Raw genomic sequence first — 15757 nt, 5'->3', positions numbered from 1 at the left:
AAATCTGAAAAAACAGTTAAAAACATTGACATTTATTTCAATTCCACATAAAATAAAAACAAATATTACGAACCTCGAAATATACGGGAGTGGAAATAATTGTTGCAATATGAACATTTTTTAGACTTACTGCTAGATAACGCCAAGAAACTTTTCTATCCTGAAGAATGGGTAAGCCTTGATTTAACACTTTCCAAGACAGAAGTATTTTGTTTACTTTGGATGGAGCGAAATACGGATATTACAATGACAAAAATTGCTGATCTTCTTGATATACCGATGAGTACAACAACGGGCGTTGTAAATCGCCTTGTAAAAAAGGGATATATTGAACGCTACCGGAATGAAAGCGATCGACGCATTGTATTAATTCGTTTAACAGAAAACGGCGTAATGCTCGTTCAAGAAGTAAAACAAAATGCGGCCCATTACTTTAGCCTAGTGACAGATGCATTGTCAGAAGAAGAAAAAGCATTCTTACTACAAATATTCCAAAAGATCATGAATCACATTGCTACGTCACAGCAAAAAACAGAAGAAAAGGTTTCTACACCTAAAATGAAAAACATTCCGATTGAATAAAGTGAAACTTTAATCAGTGGGGGTTTTTCTCATCCCTCACTGATTATTAGTTGAACCAATCGGGCATTTACGGACAGTTGACCTCCCACCTAATTTGTTTGCTCCAGTCGAATTTTTGGGCGGGAGTCTTACTGCCCGTTAATGCGGGATAAGACCCTAGTTGGGTTTTTATTCAATTAAATATTTCGACACTCGTAATATTCGACATTCGAAACAAAGGGGATATTAATGATGAGAATTATTCTGTATACAGGTAAAGGCGGCGTAGGAAAAACTAGCATTTCAGCAGCAACAGCAATCCAAAGTGCAAAACAAGGATTAAAAACATTAGTAATGAGTACAGATCCTGCTCATAGTTTAGGGGATTCATTTGGCATAAAACTATCTTCTGAGCCACTAGAAATTCGCGAAAACTTGTGGGCACAAGAAATTAACACTATTTATGAAATGGAAAAAGGCTGGGGGAAATTGCAGAAATATATTACACTACTCTTCACTTCAAAAGCAGCTGATGATATTACAACAGAAGAATTAACGATGTTCCCTGGTATGGAAGATTTAATTAGCTTACTTCGAGTACTCGATTACTATAAACACAACACTTACGACGTCATCATTATTGATTGCGCACCGACTGGAGAAACTTTAGCAATGCTTAGCTTTCCAGACATGCTCGGCTGGTGGATGGAAAAACTCTTTCCTATTAAAAGGAAGATTTTAAAAGTTGTTCGTCCTGTAGCTCAACCACTTCTTGGTGTCCCCCTTCCAACTGATGATATTATGGACGAATTAACGAATACGCTTGAACAGCTCGGAGAAATGAGAGATATTTTATCAAACCGAAAAGTAACGAGTATTCGCGTTGTTGTAAATCCTGAAAAAATGGTCATTAAAGAAGCTCAGCGTAGTTTTACTTATTTAAACTTATACGATTATAACGTAGATGCCATTATGATTAACCGCGTCATCCCTAACACTGTTACCGACCCTTACTTTCAGGCATGGAAAGATACACAAAAGAAATATAAGGCGTTAATTAAAGATAGTTTTCAGCCACTTCCTATTTACGAAGCTCCCATGTTTGAACAAGAAGTTGTTGGTTTAGCTATGTTAGAGCGTGTAGGAAATGCTTTATTTAAATCAGACCCTTCTCCTACTGAAGTGAAATTTAATGGCCGCACACAATATGTAAAAAAAGATGGCGATGAGTATATTTTCGTTCTGTCCATTCCCTTCTCAAACAAAAGTGAACTTTCATTAAATCAAAAAGGTGATGAACTTATTATTCGAGCCGGCTCTATGAAGCGAAATATCACCTTACCAAAAACATTAACACACCTTTCTATTCAAGGAGCTAAGTTTGAAGATGATGTACTAAACATTCGGTTTGGAGGTGTAGTACATGCATGATGAATTACTAAGAAAGGTAATTCGTACAAAAATAAAAATCGGTATGCGTATATTAGAAGAGCTACCGAATCCGATTCAGCAATCAGCTAAGCACGCACTAAATATTTTGCAAGAGGAGCTCTCCTCCTATGCTGAAGAACAACCGCAACCTGAGAGTAATTTAAAAAGCATCATAATTGAATAACTATACCCTTGTAGAAAGCCTTTTCTTATAGGCTTTCTATCCCTTTATTGGAGCTGATATAAGTTGATAAAAACATCTTCAACAAGACATTTCACCACTAATACAATCTGGCTAATCCCCCTTCTATTCTTTTTTCATAACCTTGAAGAAGCTTTCCAAATGCCACAATATATCACTAATCGATTTTCGATCCATTTTATAACTAACAAACAATTTTTCATTGCAATTTCCATATTAACAACCTTCGTCTTACTCATAGTCATTCTATATCAATTAAGCATCATATCTTCTATTTATTTGATCATTTTTATACAGGGCTGTATCTTCTTTAACGCCGTTCAGCATATTATCTTGTATTTCATTTATCGTTCTTATAATCCAGGAGTAATCTCAGCATCTATCATTATCCTATTTTCTCTTTTCTTATTTTCATCAAAGAAACTATTAATCCCTAAAAAGAAATTAGCAAGTACACTCATTTTTAGTTTAATCTCTTAACCAATCATAATTTGGATTTCCTTATTATTAGCCAGCTACTTTAATTAAAAAAAGACCAGGAAAACTCCTGGTCCATCACTCTACTTAACAAACATTGGATTCTATGTTATACAAAATTAGAAGGTACAGAATTAGGGTTTTGTTTGTTAAGTAGATTATATGTTGAACGAGCTAACAGCGGAGGGGTTCCTACTGTTAGTCGTTAAACTCAATAATTATTTTACGATTTTTTCAAGCTCATCAAGTGAAAGATCTACTGAAATTGAACCATCATTTGTTTCTTTCTTAATTGCATCTGTTACTTCTTTTGAATGGTATAACTCAATTACTTTTTTCAGTGTTGGATCATTTTTATCTTTCGTACGAGCTGCGAAAATATTAATATAGGCCTTTGCATTTTCATTATTTGGATCTTCTAAGAAAATTGGATCCTTCGCTGGGTCTAATCCAGCTTGACCAGCAACACCGTTATTAATAACTGAAGCCGCTACATCTTTTAACACACGAGGTGTTTGCTGTGCGATAACCGGTGTAACTTTTAGCTTCTTCGGATTTTCAGCGATACCGCTTGGATCCCCAAATAGACCAAAATCTTTCTTAAGCTTTAATAAGCCAGCTGCATCAAGAAGTTTTAATGCACGTGCTTGGTTCGTTGGATCATTCGGAATAGCAATTTCCGAACCATCTGGGATTTCATTTGCTTTCTTATATTTTTCAGAGTATAAGCCCATCGGTGCAATTTGCGTTGTACCAACAGCTGTAATATCTAACTTATGCTCCTTTTTAAATTGCTCTAAGAAAGCAACGTGCTGGAATGAGTTTAGTTCAATATCTCCATCAGCTAACGCTTTGTTGGGTGTTGTGTAATCAGAGAACTCAACCAGTTTAATTTTAATCCCTTCTTTTTCAGCTTTTTTCTTTAAAATTTCCCAAACGTCTCCATCTGTTCCAGTTACACCGACGCGAACTACTTTCTCTTTCGCTCCTGCACCTGTGTCTCCACCTGAGCAGCCGCTTAATGCTGTAATTCCTACGATCGCTGATAATGCAAATGCTAAAATTTTCTTCATTTTCTTTTCCCCTCTTCCTTTTTATGATCTGCGTAAAAAGACTTTCGCAAAGTAGTTCCCTAAATTTTGAGCCACCTGTACAAGAATAATAAGTAAAACGACCGTTACAAACATAACTGACGTATCAAAGCGTTGATAACCATATGTCATTGCTAAGTCACCAAGACCGCCACCACCGACAAGTCCTGCGACTGCAGAAAATTCAATTAAACCGACCGTCATAAACGTGACACCTAGGATCAATGGTGCTAAAGCTTCTGGTACGAGGATTTCAAAAACAATTCTAAGTGGTGAAGCGCCCATTGCTTGTGCTGCTTCAATTACTCCTTTCGGAACAGAAACAAGATTGGTTTCAACCATTCTAGCAATACCAATTGATGCGACTAACGTCATTGGGAAGATTGCTGCAGCCGTTCCAATCGTCGTTCCAATAACACTTCTTGTTAGTGGGCTTAAAGCTACTAAAAAGATAATGAATGGAACCGGACGAATTGTATTAATTATGATATTAAGAATAGAAAAGACCCATTTATTTTCTAAAAAATTCCCTTTTCTCGTCACATACAACAGTAAACCTAGAGGTATACCAAGAATTGTAGCAAATATAAGGGTTACAATTACCATTAAGAGGGTATCCCCCGTCGCATCTAATATGCGAGGCCAAAATATACTCCAATCAACTCGCATGAGCTTCTACCTCCTTCAGCTGCACTTGCAGTCTTAGATGTTGTAATGCTTTTTGAATTTCTTTCTGTTCACCTTGTAGTTCTACAAGAAGATTTCCAAATAGCACATTTTGGAGTTCAATAATATTTCCATAAAGAACATTTACATCGACGTTATAGTTTTTCGCAATATATGATAGTACAGGCTGTCCTGTCTCTTCCCCAGTAAAAGTCAGGCGATAAATCTGACCTCCGTTTTGAATTTTCGCTAGAACACTTTCTGGTAAGTGATCATTAATAACAGAGCGTACAAAATTTTGAGTGGTCTTTGTTTTTGGTTGTGTGAAAACGTCAAACAGTTTTCCTTCCTCAATTACTTTTCCTTTTTCCATAACGGCTACACGGTGACAAATTTCTTTCACAACGTGCATTTCATGTGTAATAAGTAGGATCGTTAAATTGTACTCTCTATTTACTTTCTTTAATAAATTTAAGATTTCTGTTGTTGTTTCCGGATCTAAAGCTGATGTTGCCTCATCACATATGAGAATATCCGGTGATGTCGCAAGTGCTCTTGCAATCCCAACACGCTGCTTTTGTCCACCTGATAACTGTTCTGGATAATAGTTCGCTTTATCTTCTAAACCAACAAATTTTAGTAGTTCATTCACTCTTTCTTTTATCTCATTCTTCGGCAATTTCGCTAACCTTAATGGATAAGCAATGTTCCCAAACACCGTTCTTGAATTAAATAGATTAAAACTTTGAAAAATCATCCCAATTCTTTGTCTTAGTTTCCGTAATTCTTTCGCCGATAATGATGTAATATCTTTATCATCTATTGAAATTGTTCCTGCAGTTGGTCTTTCTAACATATTTACTAAACGTAATAGCGTACTCTTTCCAGCACCACTAAATCCGATAATGCCAAAAATTTCGCCCTTTTCAACTGACAGCGTTACATCCTCAACCGCATGAACAGATTGCCCACCTGATTCATATACTTTACTTACATTGTTAAAAGAAATCATTTTCTTCCCTCCTATATGCTGTAAAACTTGAAGTAGAGCTTTCGAGGTAAAATAAAAAGTGCTCTCCTTCTTATCAGTAATAAAAGATAAGAAGGAGAGCACTTTTATATGTACTCATTCACATCTTCTCATCTTCCAAGCCTTTATAGGCTTGCTGGAGTTAGCACGGTATTAAAAAACCCGTTGCTGAGGTATCGTAGGGCCAGTCCCTCCACCTCTCTGGATAAGAGTGTATCGATTTAATTGTCGTTTAATTAAGTCTTATTATAGAACTCAGAATAATGAGAGTCAATACATTTTTCGGAAAAATATTAATTATTTCTCTATTTGAATTTTAAAATAAGAAGTAACAATACAATAGTGATTTTTAAAGTTATGTAAAATCCTTCTCACTCATACTTTTAAAAAGGAGAATCTTCTCTACTCATTGAATAACATTATTTGAATATGAAATCGGAGGAAGATAGATATATGAAAACAGCTCTTTTGCTCGTCGACATTCAAAATGATTATTTTCCAAGCGGAATGATGGAATTACGTAATCCAGTAGAAGCAAGTGAATATGCTAGTCAGCTACTACAACATTTTAGAATAAGAAACGAACCTATTTTTCATATCCAACATGTAGCTATAAAAGATAGCGCTACTTTTTTCCTACCCAATACAGAAGGTGTCCATATTCACGAAAATGTCCGTCCACTTAGAGAGGAAACCGTGATCCTTAAACATTATCCAAATAGCTTCCGAGAAACTGATCTTCTAGAACAATTACAACGTTCAGGAATTGAGCACGTCGTAATATGCGGGATGATGACCCATATGTGTATTGATGCTACAGTAAGAGCTGCTTTTGATTTTGGCCTTCACTGTACCGTAATACACGATGCTTGTGCTACAAAAGATCTTTCATTTAAGAATGCTACTATACCAGCTGTTTATATTCATAATACAATTTTGGCGAGTTTAAATGGAGTATACGCAAATATAATGAGTACAGAAGAGTTTTTAGCGACCTAAAAAAACACTCCTTTCAGTTAGCAAAGCCGAAAGGAGTGTTCTCTTGTCTAACCATAGATTTTCTTTCAAATTGTATTATACAGGAAATCCTCAAAATGAATACTAAAAAATATGACTAATAAGTCAATTTTTCTCGCTGTTTTGTTTCTATTTTCATGTTTATCCCGATATTAACAGGGTTTAACTAATTCAAAAGAACAAATAGTAATATTTGGAAAACTTTTCTTGATTGAAATTAACTAGCTTCTATAAAATCGATTACTTCTGCTATAGAGAGTTTCTCAAAAAGAAAAGATCTTCACAGTCTGTGAAGATCTTTTCTACTATTTCTTATAAAGTTTCAGAAGTAGTTTTTGCTTGCATGTGAAGTGCTAAGTAGTCAGGACCACCAGCTTTAGAGTCTGTACCAGACATGTTAAAGCCACCGAATGGTTGGTAACCTACGATTGCACCAGTACATCCACGGTTGAAGTATAAGTTACCAACGTGGAAGTCTTCGCGTGCTTTTTCAATATGGTCACGGTTGTTAGAAAGAACTGCTCCTGTTAAACCGTATTCTGTATTATTTGCAATTGCAAGTGCATGATCAAAGTCTTTTGCTTTACAGAATGCTACTACTGGTCCGAAGATTTCTTCTTTCATTAAGCGAGCATCTTCTGCAACGTCAGCAACGATTGTTGGTTGGATGAACCAGCCTTTAGAATCGTCTCCTTCGCCACCTGATACGATTTTACCTTCTTCTTTACCAATTGCAACATAGCTCATTACTTTATCGAATGCAGCTTGGTCATTAACAGGTCCCATGTTAATATCTTTTGCATCTGGGTTACCTACTGTTAATTCTTTTGTTAATTCAACAGCACGATTTAATACATGATCGTATACATCTTCATGGATTACTGCACGAGAACATGCAGAACATTTTTGTCCTGAGAATCCGAATGCTGATGCAACGATAGATTTAGCTGCTAATTCAAGATCTGCCTCTTTATCAACAACGATTGTATCTTTACCGCCCATTTCAGCGATAACACGTTTTAACCAAATTTGTCCTGGGTTTACTTTCGCTGCACGTTCGTAAATACGAATACCTACATCGCGAGATCCAGTAAAGCTAACGAAACGTGTACGAGGGTGATCTACTAAGTAGTCACCAACTTCAGAGCCATTACCTGGAACGAAGTTTACTACGCCAGCTGGTAAACCAGCTTCTTCTAATACTTCCATAAATTTCGCTGCTACTACAGGAGTTGTACTAGCTGGTTTTAGTAATACTGTGTTACCAGAAACTACAGCAGCTGTTGTCATACCTGCCATAATTGCGAATGGGAAGTTCCAAGGAGAAATGATAACACCTACTCCTAATGGAATGTAAGAGAAACGATTATATTCAATTGGACGGCTTTCTACTGGAATACCGTCTTTTAATTTCAACATTTGGCGAGCATAATATTCCATAAAGTCGATTGCTTCTGCTGTATCAGCATCTGCCTCATTCCATGGTTTACCTGCTTCTTTTACAAGAATAGCAGAGAACTCATGTTTTCTACGACGAACGATTGCTGCAGCACGGAATAAAATATCTGCACGCATTTCTGGTTTTGACTTTCTCCAAGTTTGGAATGTTGCATCCGCTACTTGCATTGCTTTTTCAGCTAATTCACGGCTTGCTTTTGAAACACGACCAACAAGTTCCTCTTTATTTGCAGGGTTTACAGAAACAATTTTGTCTTCTGTAGTGATTTTTTCTCCCCCGATAATTAATGGATAGTCTTGTCCAAGATAAGATTCTACTTTCTTTAAACCCTCTTCAAACGCTAATTTGTTAGCCTCTACTGAAAAATCTGTAAATGGCTCATGTTTGTATGCTACTACCATCTTTTTAGCCTCCCCTTAGAAAAACGTTTACATTTTACAACATTATTCTACACGATAATTTAGATTTATTCAAATATTCCTAGACTTATATTTTAAAAATTAATAAATTTTTAAAATATAATAAAAAAAAGAGATTCATACATACGTATGAATCTACAAAATATGAGTATATTCCAAAACATTTTTCCCGATTAATAAAATAGTAACTAATAAAAATAAAGTCCTTACATATCCAACACCTTTTTGAACCGCAAACTTCGATCCAAAATAAGCACCTAAAATCATTGATAAGCCCATAATTATACCGTATTCAAAATGAATCACATCTAAAAATAAAAAAGTAATTAAAGATACGATATTACTAACGAAGTTCAAAAGTTTTCCAGATGCTGCCGCTTGAATAAAATCCAAACCAATTAATAAAAATGCAAAAATTAAAAAGGATCCTGTCCCTGGTCCAAAAAATCCATCATAAAATCCTATCATTAAAATAACAAAGAAAAACATTAATGTTTTTCCTTTTGTCATCTTTTTATAGGTAGATGCACTTCCCCAATCTTTTTTCACAATAATATAAATGGCAATAAAAACCAACATTACGAGCACTAGTGGACGCAAAATATCAGGCGGAATAAACTTTACTACTAAAGCCCCTGCGACTGCTCCAATAATAGTTAACGGGATTAACTTTCCTACAATCCGAAAATTCACCTTACCTGATCGAATAAAATAAATTGTGCTCGTAAGCGTCCCCATCGTTGCAGCTAATTTATTCGTTGCGATTGCTGAAGCTGGTGATAAACCAACAAACATAAGTGCAGGAAGCGAAATTAACCCTCCCCCTCCAACAACCGAATCAATAAAAGCAGCTAAAAACCCGAATGCAATTAATAAAATAATGACTTGAAAGCTTAGTTCTTCCATGACTTTGCCCCTTACCCCTTTATTTGTAACATTTAAAATTATAACAAAATTTTTCAAGAAAAAAAGCTGTTCCTTTATGGAACAGCTCTCATCTTTAATCTAAAATTTTCACAAACGGTTCATCTTGCTTCGCTTCACGTATAATAATTGCTTCTGGGCGTTCTACAGATTTAATTGTTACTTGTACTTTCATATAATTCGGGAAATATTCCATAACAAGTCCAGCTACATATTGTGTAAAACCAATTACTTCAGCTTTCCCATTGAATTGGACAGGAATATCGAGCTTCATTTCTTTTAATTCATCATCTCTATACATTCCAGTACCGATAACAGCTGTATAATCGCCTTGGAAATACTCACTTAACTTCGCTTTAAAGTTTGAAACCCTTGCAAGGTCTTCACGTTTATTATCCGCTTTTGCTTGTTCAGACGGGAACAAATAATATTTCTCATTGATTGGTTTCCAATCCTCAACCGTTTCACTACCTTTTTCTACCTTAGCATAAGAAACAAAATTCCCTGGTACAAGCGAAGACTTTGGACCTTGACGATAAATCGCAAATGTAACCGGAATATTTTTTATTTCAGGCTTTTTTTGCTGCATTACTTTCAAGATTTCTTGGGCCATCCTTTTCCCTTCAGCTAACATTTTTACATCTGGAATTGCAGCCTCACGCGGATAACCATGCTCTTCCTCATAATATTGAACAGAATTCATCGCTAATCCAACTACAATGCCACCACGTTCAACATCGTTCTCACCTTTTCTTACATAATAATCATGCTCTAAAATATTTGAGATATACATTGGACTTTTTTTATTCTTTACTTCTAGCGATTCTGATCCTTCACTTAAGGCTGGATTCAACCCTACATTCGGAAATTTAACTGCATCTTTTTTCAACTTGTCCTCTAGCTCTTTTTGTTCAGCGTCTGTACGCTTTCTTTTTACAAGCATTTGAACACTTTGAGTATCTAAAACGTCTCCGCCTTTAAAGAAATAATCTTTCGTACTAAATGATTCTTTGGCAATGCGCATTAATCCTGTTTCAAATTCATCTACATCTAGACGACTATTTAAACCTTGTACAACTAAACCACGTGCCTCACCTGGATCAAATTGAACCGTTGTCTTATAATATTCATCCGAAATGGAGTATTTCGGGATAACTGCTTGTTCTTTCGCTTTCCCCGATTTCTCAACTGCTTTTTCATCTTTATTGGAACCGATACTACACCCACTTACAAGTAGGCTAAGACTTAATACCGCTAACGCTATTTTTTTCATCGTAAGTTTGCACCTCTTACTTATTCAGCTCTTGTAAGAACCTCTCTTCATTCCAAACTTCAACATTATGCTTCTCTGCTTGCGCTAATTTCGAGCCTGCAGCTTCACCAGCAACAAGTAAATCCGTACTTTTACTAACACTTCCTGTTACTTTTCCACCTAATGCCTCAATTTTCTTCTTCGCTTCACTGCGGCCCATAACTTCTAATTTCCCTGTTAAGACGACAGTTTTTCCTGCGAAGTACGATTCAACATTTTGTAAATCAGCAATTTTTATACCTTTGTATGCCATGTTCACGCCATACTCTTTAAATTGTTGTAATAGCTCTAATACGTCTTCATTATCGAAATACGTTACAACGGATTGAGCCATTTTTTCACCAATCTCATTAATTGTTTTTAATTCTTCTTCCGTCGCTTTCACAAGCTCATCCATCGTTTCGAAATGCTCAGCAAATGTACGTGCCGCTTTCGCACCGACATGACGAATACCAAGACCGAATAATAATCGCTCTAATGAGTTTTCCTTAGAATTCTCAATTGCTTGGACTAAATTTGTTGCTGATTTTTCACCGAAACGTTCTAGTTCTAATAATTGCTCTTTCGTCAATGAATATAAATCAGCAAACGTACGAATATAATCCGCATCAAAGAGTTGTGTAATTACACGTTCTCCAAGTCCATCAATATTCATTGCGTTTCTTGAAACGAAATGGATTAATCCTTCACGAATTTGAGCTGGGCAAGTCGGATTTATACATCGAAGTGCTACTTCTTCTTCTAAACGAACAAGTTCACTCTCACATGCTGGACAATGCGTTGGCATATGATATTCTTCTTCCTCACCAGTACGCTTATCAAAAATAACGTTCACAACTTCAGGAATGATATCTCCAGCCTTTTTCACAACAACGTAGTCACCAATTCGAATATCCTTTTCACGAATTAAATCTTCGTTATGTAAAGAAGCACGACGAACGATAGTACCAGCCACTCTAACTGGCTCGAGCTCTGCAGTTGGTGTTACAACTCCTGTGCGGCCGACACTTAATTCAATCCCTGTTAATCTCGTCACAACTTCTTCAGCTGGGAATTTATAAGCTATTGCCCATCTTGGACTCTTTGCTGTAGTTCCTAAGCTTTCTTGAATAGCAACATCGTCTACTTTTATAACGATTCCGTCAATCTCATAATCAAGATGCGGGCGTTTTTCTTGCCACTCTTCTACATAGGCTATTACGTCTTCAATTGTTTCACATGTACGACGATTTGGATTCGTCTTAAATCCAAGCTCACCTAAGAAATCCAGTGATTCACTGTGGGATGGAATTGTTTTTTCTTCTACATTAGCAAGACCATACACAAACATAGATAAGTTACGCTTCGCTGCAATTTTCGGATCAAGTTGGCGTATCGATCCTGCTGCCGCATTACGTGGATTCGCAAATACATCTTCACCATTTTGTTCTTTCTCTTCATTCAATTTAACGAATGAACGCTTCGGCATATAAGCCTCGCCTCGTGCTTCTAACGTTACTTCTTCATTTAAACGCAGCGGGATAGCTTTAATCGTTTTTAAGTTTTGGGTAATATCTTCACCCGTTATACCATCACCACGTGTTGCTCCTTGAATGAAGCGTCCTTTTTCATAATGAAGTGAAACAGCAAGTCCGTCAATTTTTAATTCGCATATATATCTTACATTCGCATCATCAATTCCCTGATGTACTCTTCGATCAAAATCACGCAAATCTCCTTCATTAAACGCGTTTCCTAAACTTAACATTGGTGATTTATGCGTTACCTTTTCAAATATATCAAGAACAGTCCCCCCAACGCGAATGGAGGGAGAGTCTTCACTCATAAACTCTGGGTTCTCTGCTTCTAATTTTATAAGCTCCTGCATATCACGGTCATATTCCGCATCAGAAACAGAAGGATTGTCTAATACGTGATATTGATAGTTAAATGTATTTAACAAATCACGCAATTCTTCTATACGTTTTTTGGCTATCTCTTTTGACATATCCTCAGTCCTTTCCTATTGTTTCGTCACAGGTGCAAATTTTGCTAATAAACGTTTAATACCAATTGGGCTTGGGAACGCAATATCTAATTCTTTTGAATCTCCTTCACCCTTTACACTTACAACTGTACCGACTCCCCACTTCTGGTGAGCAGCTTTATCGCCTATTCCCCAGCCAATTTGCTCGCCACCTGTCGTCTTAACAGCCGGACGCGCGAAAGCTGAACGAGAACGTGTTGTAGTTGCGCTTGTCGTTCTTCCTTTTGCACCAAACGAAGTTTCACGCTTCGGTGCTGTTTCGTTTAATGGTTCTACTAATTCTGCCGGAATTTCTGTAATAAATCGAGATGCTGCATTCATACTTGTTCTACCAAATAAAGTACGCATTTGAGCATTGGATAAGTATAGCTCTTCTTCTGCACGAGTAATACCTACATAGGCAAGACGACGCTCTTCTTGCATTTCATCCTCTTCCATAAGAGAACGAGTATGCGGGAATATCCCTTCCTCTAAGCCAACAATAAAGACAACTGGGAACTCTAATCCTTTCGCTGAGTGCATCGTCATTAAAATAACTTCTTCACCAGCAGTTGGATCTTCATCTACACGATCAATATCCGCAACAAGAGCTAAGTCTGTTAAGAATGCAACAAGGCTCTTATCTTCGCTTTGGGATTCAAATGTTTGTGTAACAGATAAAAACTCGTCTAAGTTTTCTAAACGACCTTCTGCTTCTAAAGAACGCTCATTTTTCAACATATCGCGATAGCCTGTCTTCTCAATAACTTCTTCTACTAATTCTGTAACAGATAAATACTCTTGCATATTTACCCAGTTGTGTAATAAACTTGCGAATTCTTTTACTGCTTTTGTTATTTTTGCACTTACACCAACATGCTCAATCTCATCAAATACAGCAGTTAATGAGATTCCGTTTTGCACACCATAATTAATAATTTTATCGATAGAAGTCGCACCAATCCCGCGCTTTGGCATGTTAATAATACGTGCAAAACTAATCTCATCATCTGGATTCCCAATTAAACGTAAGTACGCCAAAATGTCTTTAATCTCTTTACGATCATAGAACTTAGTACCGCCGACAATTTTGTAAGGGATATTAGATTTTAGGAAAATCTCCTCAATCATACGAGACTGGGCATTTGTACGATATAACACTGCAAAATCAGTATATTTTCGGTTCCCCATTTGAATATCGTCACGAATTTTTTTCGCAACAAAATACGCTTCGTCCTTTTCGGTTGCAGCACGATAATACGAGATTTTGCTTCCAATTTGATTTTCTGTCCATAATTTCTTCGGTTTACGGTTTGAATTTTTTTCAATTACAGCATTAGCTGCATTTAAAATATTTTGTGATGAACGATAGTTTTGTTCTAACAGAATAACTTGTGCATTCTCATAGTCTTTTTCGAATGACAAAATGTTAGAAATGTCAGCCCCGCGCCAGCGGTAAATAGACTGATCCGAATCACCAACAACACAAAGGTTTTTAAAACGTGATGCCAAATGTTTAACAAGAAGGTACTGAGCTTTGTTCGTATCTTGATACTCATCAACGTGAATATATTGGAATTTACGCTGATAAAACTCTAGTACTTCTGGAACACGTTCAAATAGCTGAATCGTCGTCATAATTAAATCATCAAAGTCTAATGAGTTATTTTTCAAAAGACGTTTTTGATATTCTGTATATACATCGCTCGTTAATTTTTCATATGGATCAGCGGTTGTAATTTTTTTTGCATATTTATCTGCAGATAACAGTTCATTTTTCGCATTGCTAATACCCGCTAAAATAGAGCGCGGCTCAAACTTCTTCGGGTCAATATTGCGCTCCTTCATAATTTTTTTTACTACAGTTAACTGATCACCTGAATCTAAGATTGTAAAGTTACGATTAATACCAATGCGGTCAATATCACGTCGTAAAATACGTACGCACATAGAGTGGAACGTAGAAATCCAAATATCTTCTGCTTCTGGTCCAACAAGTTTATCAATACGCTCACGCATTTCACGAGCAGCTTTATTTGTAAAGGTAATTGCTAGTACATTCCATGGCGCCACACCTTTTTCACCAAGTAAATATGCAATACGGTGTGTTAACACACGTGTTTTCCCACTACCTGCGCCTGCCATTAATAGAAGTGCTCCATTTGTTGTTTGTACTGCTTTTTGTTGCTGCGGATTTAAACCATTTAATAACTTATCTGTCGTACTCATATGTGCCTGCACCTACTCTCCTTTTACTGCTTTAACTGTTTTTAATGCCGATTTTATATCATCATAAATAATATTTCCAACAACTACTGTATCAGCATACTGTGCCATTTCTTTCGCTTGTTCTGCATTAGAAATACCACCGCCATAATATAGCTTAGCTTGTTTCAATTCTGCTTTTACATTTTTAACAAGCTCAATGTCTCCATACGTCCCGCTATATTCTAAATAGAATATCGGTAAATGTAATAGCTTGTCTGCTAAACGCGCATATGCAATAACATCATCTTCTGTTAAATCACATTTTGCATCTGTAAGCTGGGCTACTTTCGCTTCTGGGTTTAAAACACAATACCCTTCCATGTAAATTTCGTCCCAGTCCATAATATCCCCAAATTCTTTCAATGCCTCATGATGAACACCTGTTACCCATTCTACTTTTCGGCTATTTAAAACACTTGGGATGTAATAAAAATCAAATCCTGGTGTAATTGCCTCCACATCAGAAACCTCTAACACACAAGGCACTGCATATCTACGAATGCTAACTAGCATGTGTAATACGTTATCAATTGTTATACCGTCACTTCCGCCTACAATAACAGCATCCGTTCCAGATTCACAAATCATTTCTAAATGTTCGTCACTTAACTCCTTATTTGGATCAAGCTTAAATACATGTTTCCATTTGGAAATATCGTACATGAAAACACCCTTTCTTTTCTCTAGTTATATAATTTCTGTTCAAAATAACAGTTAATTTTTATCAAGATTTTTTACATTCCTTGCTATATCTTTACCGGACTGGCGTATGCAACGATGAAATGCGACAGCTATCTTTACCGGACTTTTTGAACTTCCTTTTACGCATTCTTTCATTATAACAAAAAAAACTACCTACACACACGCCCAATCCAACATCTTTTTCAACGTCAAA

14 protein-coding genes and 1 riboswitch are annotated in these 15757 nt (G+C 36.4%); of the genes, 5 read left to right on the top strand and 9 right to left on the bottom strand.

The genetic code is table 11. The features are described 5' to 3' along the window. Positions 1 to 99: 99 nt before the first annotated feature. The 4 genes from AC0IXC_RS25160 to AC0IXC_RS25145 all read left to right on the top strand — a co-directional run bounded on the left by AC0IXC_RS25160 (position 100) and on the right by AC0IXC_RS25145 (position 2674). Positions 100 to 582, top strand: coding sequence for a MarR family winged helix-turn-helix transcriptional regulator (locus AC0IXC_RS25160; RefSeq protein ID WP_000942491.1), 483 nt, complete (start codon positions 100 to 102; stop codon positions 580 to 582). Between the two features lie 228 nt (positions 583 to 810). Continuing rightward, positions 811 to 1992: an ArsA family ATPase gene (locus AC0IXC_RS25155; RefSeq protein WP_002140199.1), complete on the top strand. Its 1182-nt coding sequence runs from the start codon at positions 811 to 813 to the stop codon at positions 1990 to 1992. Beyond that, positions 1985 to 2176: a DUF3926 domain-containing protein gene (locus AC0IXC_RS25150; RefSeq protein ID WP_002091335.1), complete on the top strand. Its 192-nt coding sequence runs from the start codon at positions 1985 to 1987 to the stop codon at positions 2174 to 2176. Before AC0IXC_RS25155 ends, AC0IXC_RS25150 begins: the two co-directional genes overlap by 8 nt. Before the next feature lie 63 nt (positions 2177 to 2239). Beyond that, positions 2240 to 2674 carry an HXXEE domain-containing protein gene (locus tag AC0IXC_RS25145; RefSeq protein WP_471653520.1) on the top strand — a complete coding sequence of 145 codons (435 nt, stop codon included), beginning with the start codon at positions 2240 to 2242 and terminating at the stop codon, positions 2672 to 2674. A gap of 215 nt (positions 2675 to 2889) precedes the next feature. Here AC0IXC_RS25145 and AC0IXC_RS25140 read toward each other — a convergent pair whose 3' ends face one another. From AC0IXC_RS25140 to AC0IXC_RS25130, 3 genes are read right to left on the bottom strand one after another with little or no spacing between them, the layout of a single operon-like run. Next, positions 2890 to 3744, bottom strand: a complete 855-nt coding sequence (locus AC0IXC_RS25140; RefSeq protein WP_471653519.1) for a MetQ/NlpA family ABC transporter substrate-binding protein — start codon at positions 3742 to 3744, stop codon at positions 2890 to 2892. 21 nt (positions 3745 to 3765) lie between these two features. Continuing rightward, on the bottom strand, positions 3766 to 4431 hold the full coding sequence (locus AC0IXC_RS25135; protein WP_002091343.1) for a methionine ABC transporter permease: 666 nt from the start codon (positions 4429 to 4431) through the stop codon (positions 3766 to 3768). Continuing rightward, positions 4421 to 5440, bottom strand: coding sequence for a methionine ABC transporter ATP-binding protein (locus AC0IXC_RS25130; protein ID WP_002029486.1), 1020 nt, complete (start codon positions 5438 to 5440; stop codon positions 4421 to 4423). The genes AC0IXC_RS25135 and AC0IXC_RS25130 overlap by 11 nt, the downstream gene beginning before the upstream one ends. 125 nt (positions 5441 to 5565) lie before the next feature. Continuing rightward, a riboswitch (SAM riboswitch) is annotated at positions 5566 to 5670 on the bottom strand. Positions 5671 to 5911: 241 nt separating this feature from the next. On the opposite strand from AC0IXC_RS25130, the gene AC0IXC_RS25125 reads away from it, so the two are divergent. Further along, a complete protein-coding gene (locus AC0IXC_RS25125; RefSeq protein ID WP_002091344.1) occupies positions 5912 to 6457 on the top strand; it encodes a cysteine hydrolase family protein in 546 nt (181 codons plus the stop codon). Positions 6458 to 6787: 330 nt separating this feature from the next. Here AC0IXC_RS25125 and pruA read toward each other — a convergent pair whose 3' ends face one another. The 6 genes from pruA to pcrB all read right to left on the bottom strand — a co-directional run bounded on the left by pruA (position 6788) and on the right by pcrB (position 15525). Continuing rightward, entirely contained in the window at positions 6788 to 8335 is a 1548-nt protein-coding gene (pruA, locus tag AC0IXC_RS25120) for an L-glutamate gamma-semialdehyde dehydrogenase (RefSeq protein ID WP_002029484.1), read from the bottom strand. 153 nt (positions 8336 to 8488) lie between these two features. Continuing rightward, on the bottom strand, positions 8489 to 9259 hold the full coding sequence (locus AC0IXC_RS25115) for a TSUP family transporter (RefSeq protein WP_471653518.1): 771 nt from the start codon (positions 9257 to 9259) through the stop codon (positions 8489 to 8491). A gap of 94 nt (positions 9260 to 9353) precedes the next feature. Then, a complete protein-coding gene (locus AC0IXC_RS25110) occupies positions 9354 to 10550 on the bottom strand; it encodes a CamS family sex pheromone protein (protein WP_471653517.1) in 1197 nt (398 codons plus the stop codon). A 16-nt stretch (positions 10551 to 10566) separates the two neighbouring features. After that, positions 10567 to 12576 carry an NAD-dependent DNA ligase LigA gene (gene ligA / locus AC0IXC_RS25105; protein ID WP_002010032.1) on the bottom strand — a complete coding sequence of 670 codons (2010 nt, stop codon included), beginning with the start codon at positions 12574 to 12576 and terminating at the stop codon, positions 10567 to 10569. 15 nt (positions 12577 to 12591) lie between these two features. Next, positions 12592 to 14823 carry a DNA helicase PcrA gene (gene pcrA / locus AC0IXC_RS25100; RefSeq protein WP_060748969.1) on the bottom strand — a complete coding sequence of 744 codons (2232 nt, stop codon included), beginning with the start codon at positions 14821 to 14823 and terminating at the stop codon, positions 12592 to 12594. A 12-nt stretch (positions 14824 to 14835) separates the two neighbouring features. Then, a complete protein-coding gene (gene pcrB / locus AC0IXC_RS25095; RefSeq protein ID WP_002029470.1) occupies positions 14836 to 15525 on the bottom strand; it encodes a heptaprenylglyceryl phosphate synthase in 690 nt (229 codons plus the stop codon). Between the last annotated feature and the right edge of the window lie 232 nt (positions 15526 to 15757).

The organism is Bacillus sp. AC266 (assembly GCF_979253805.1).
Note: the sequence above shows the minus strand (reverse complement) of the source record. Positions and strands in the feature narration are given on the sequence as shown.

Coding starts and splice junctions, on each gene's coding strand:
- AC0IXC_RS25155 (WP_002140199.1), top strand. CDS start 811: ATGATGAGAATTATTCTGTATACAGGTAAAGGCGGCGTAGGAAAAACT.
- AC0IXC_RS25150 (WP_002091335.1), top strand. CDS start 1,985: ATGCATGATGAATTACTAAGAAAGGTAATTCGTACAAAAATAAAAATC.
- AC0IXC_RS25140 (WP_471653519.1), bottom strand. CDS start 3,744: ATGAAGAAAATTTTAGCATTTGCATTATCAGCGATCGTAGGAATTACA.
- AC0IXC_RS25135 (WP_002091343.1), bottom strand. CDS start 4,431: ATGCGAGTTGATTGGAGTATATTTTGGCCTCGCATATTAGATGCGACG.
- AC0IXC_RS25130 (WP_002029486.1), bottom strand. CDS start 5,440: ATGATTTCTTTTAACAATGTAAGTAAAGTATATGAATCAGGTGGGCAA.
- AC0IXC_RS25125 (WP_002091344.1), top strand. CDS start 5,912: ATGAAAACAGCTCTTTTGCTCGTCGACATTCAAAATGATTATTTTCCA.
- pruA (WP_002029484.1), bottom strand. CDS start 8,335: ATGGTAGTAGCATACAAACATGAGCCATTTACAGATTTTTCAGTAGAG.
- AC0IXC_RS25115 (WP_471653518.1), bottom strand. CDS start 9,259: ATGGAAGAACTAAGCTTTCAAGTCATTATTTTATTAATTGCATTCGGG.
- AC0IXC_RS25110 (WP_471653517.1), bottom strand. CDS start 10,550: ATGAAAAAAATAGCGTTAGCGGTATTAAGTCTTAGCCTACTTGTAAGT.
- ligA (WP_002010032.1), bottom strand. CDS start 12,576: ATGTCAAAAGAGATAGCCAAAAAACGTATAGAAGAATTGCGTGATTTG.
- pcrA (WP_060748969.1), bottom strand. CDS start 14,823: ATGAGTACGACAGATAAGTTATTAAATGGTTTAAATCCGCAGCAACAA.
- pcrB (WP_002029470.1), bottom strand. CDS start 15,525: ATGTACGATATTTCCAAATGGAAACATGTATTTAAGCTTGATCCAAAT.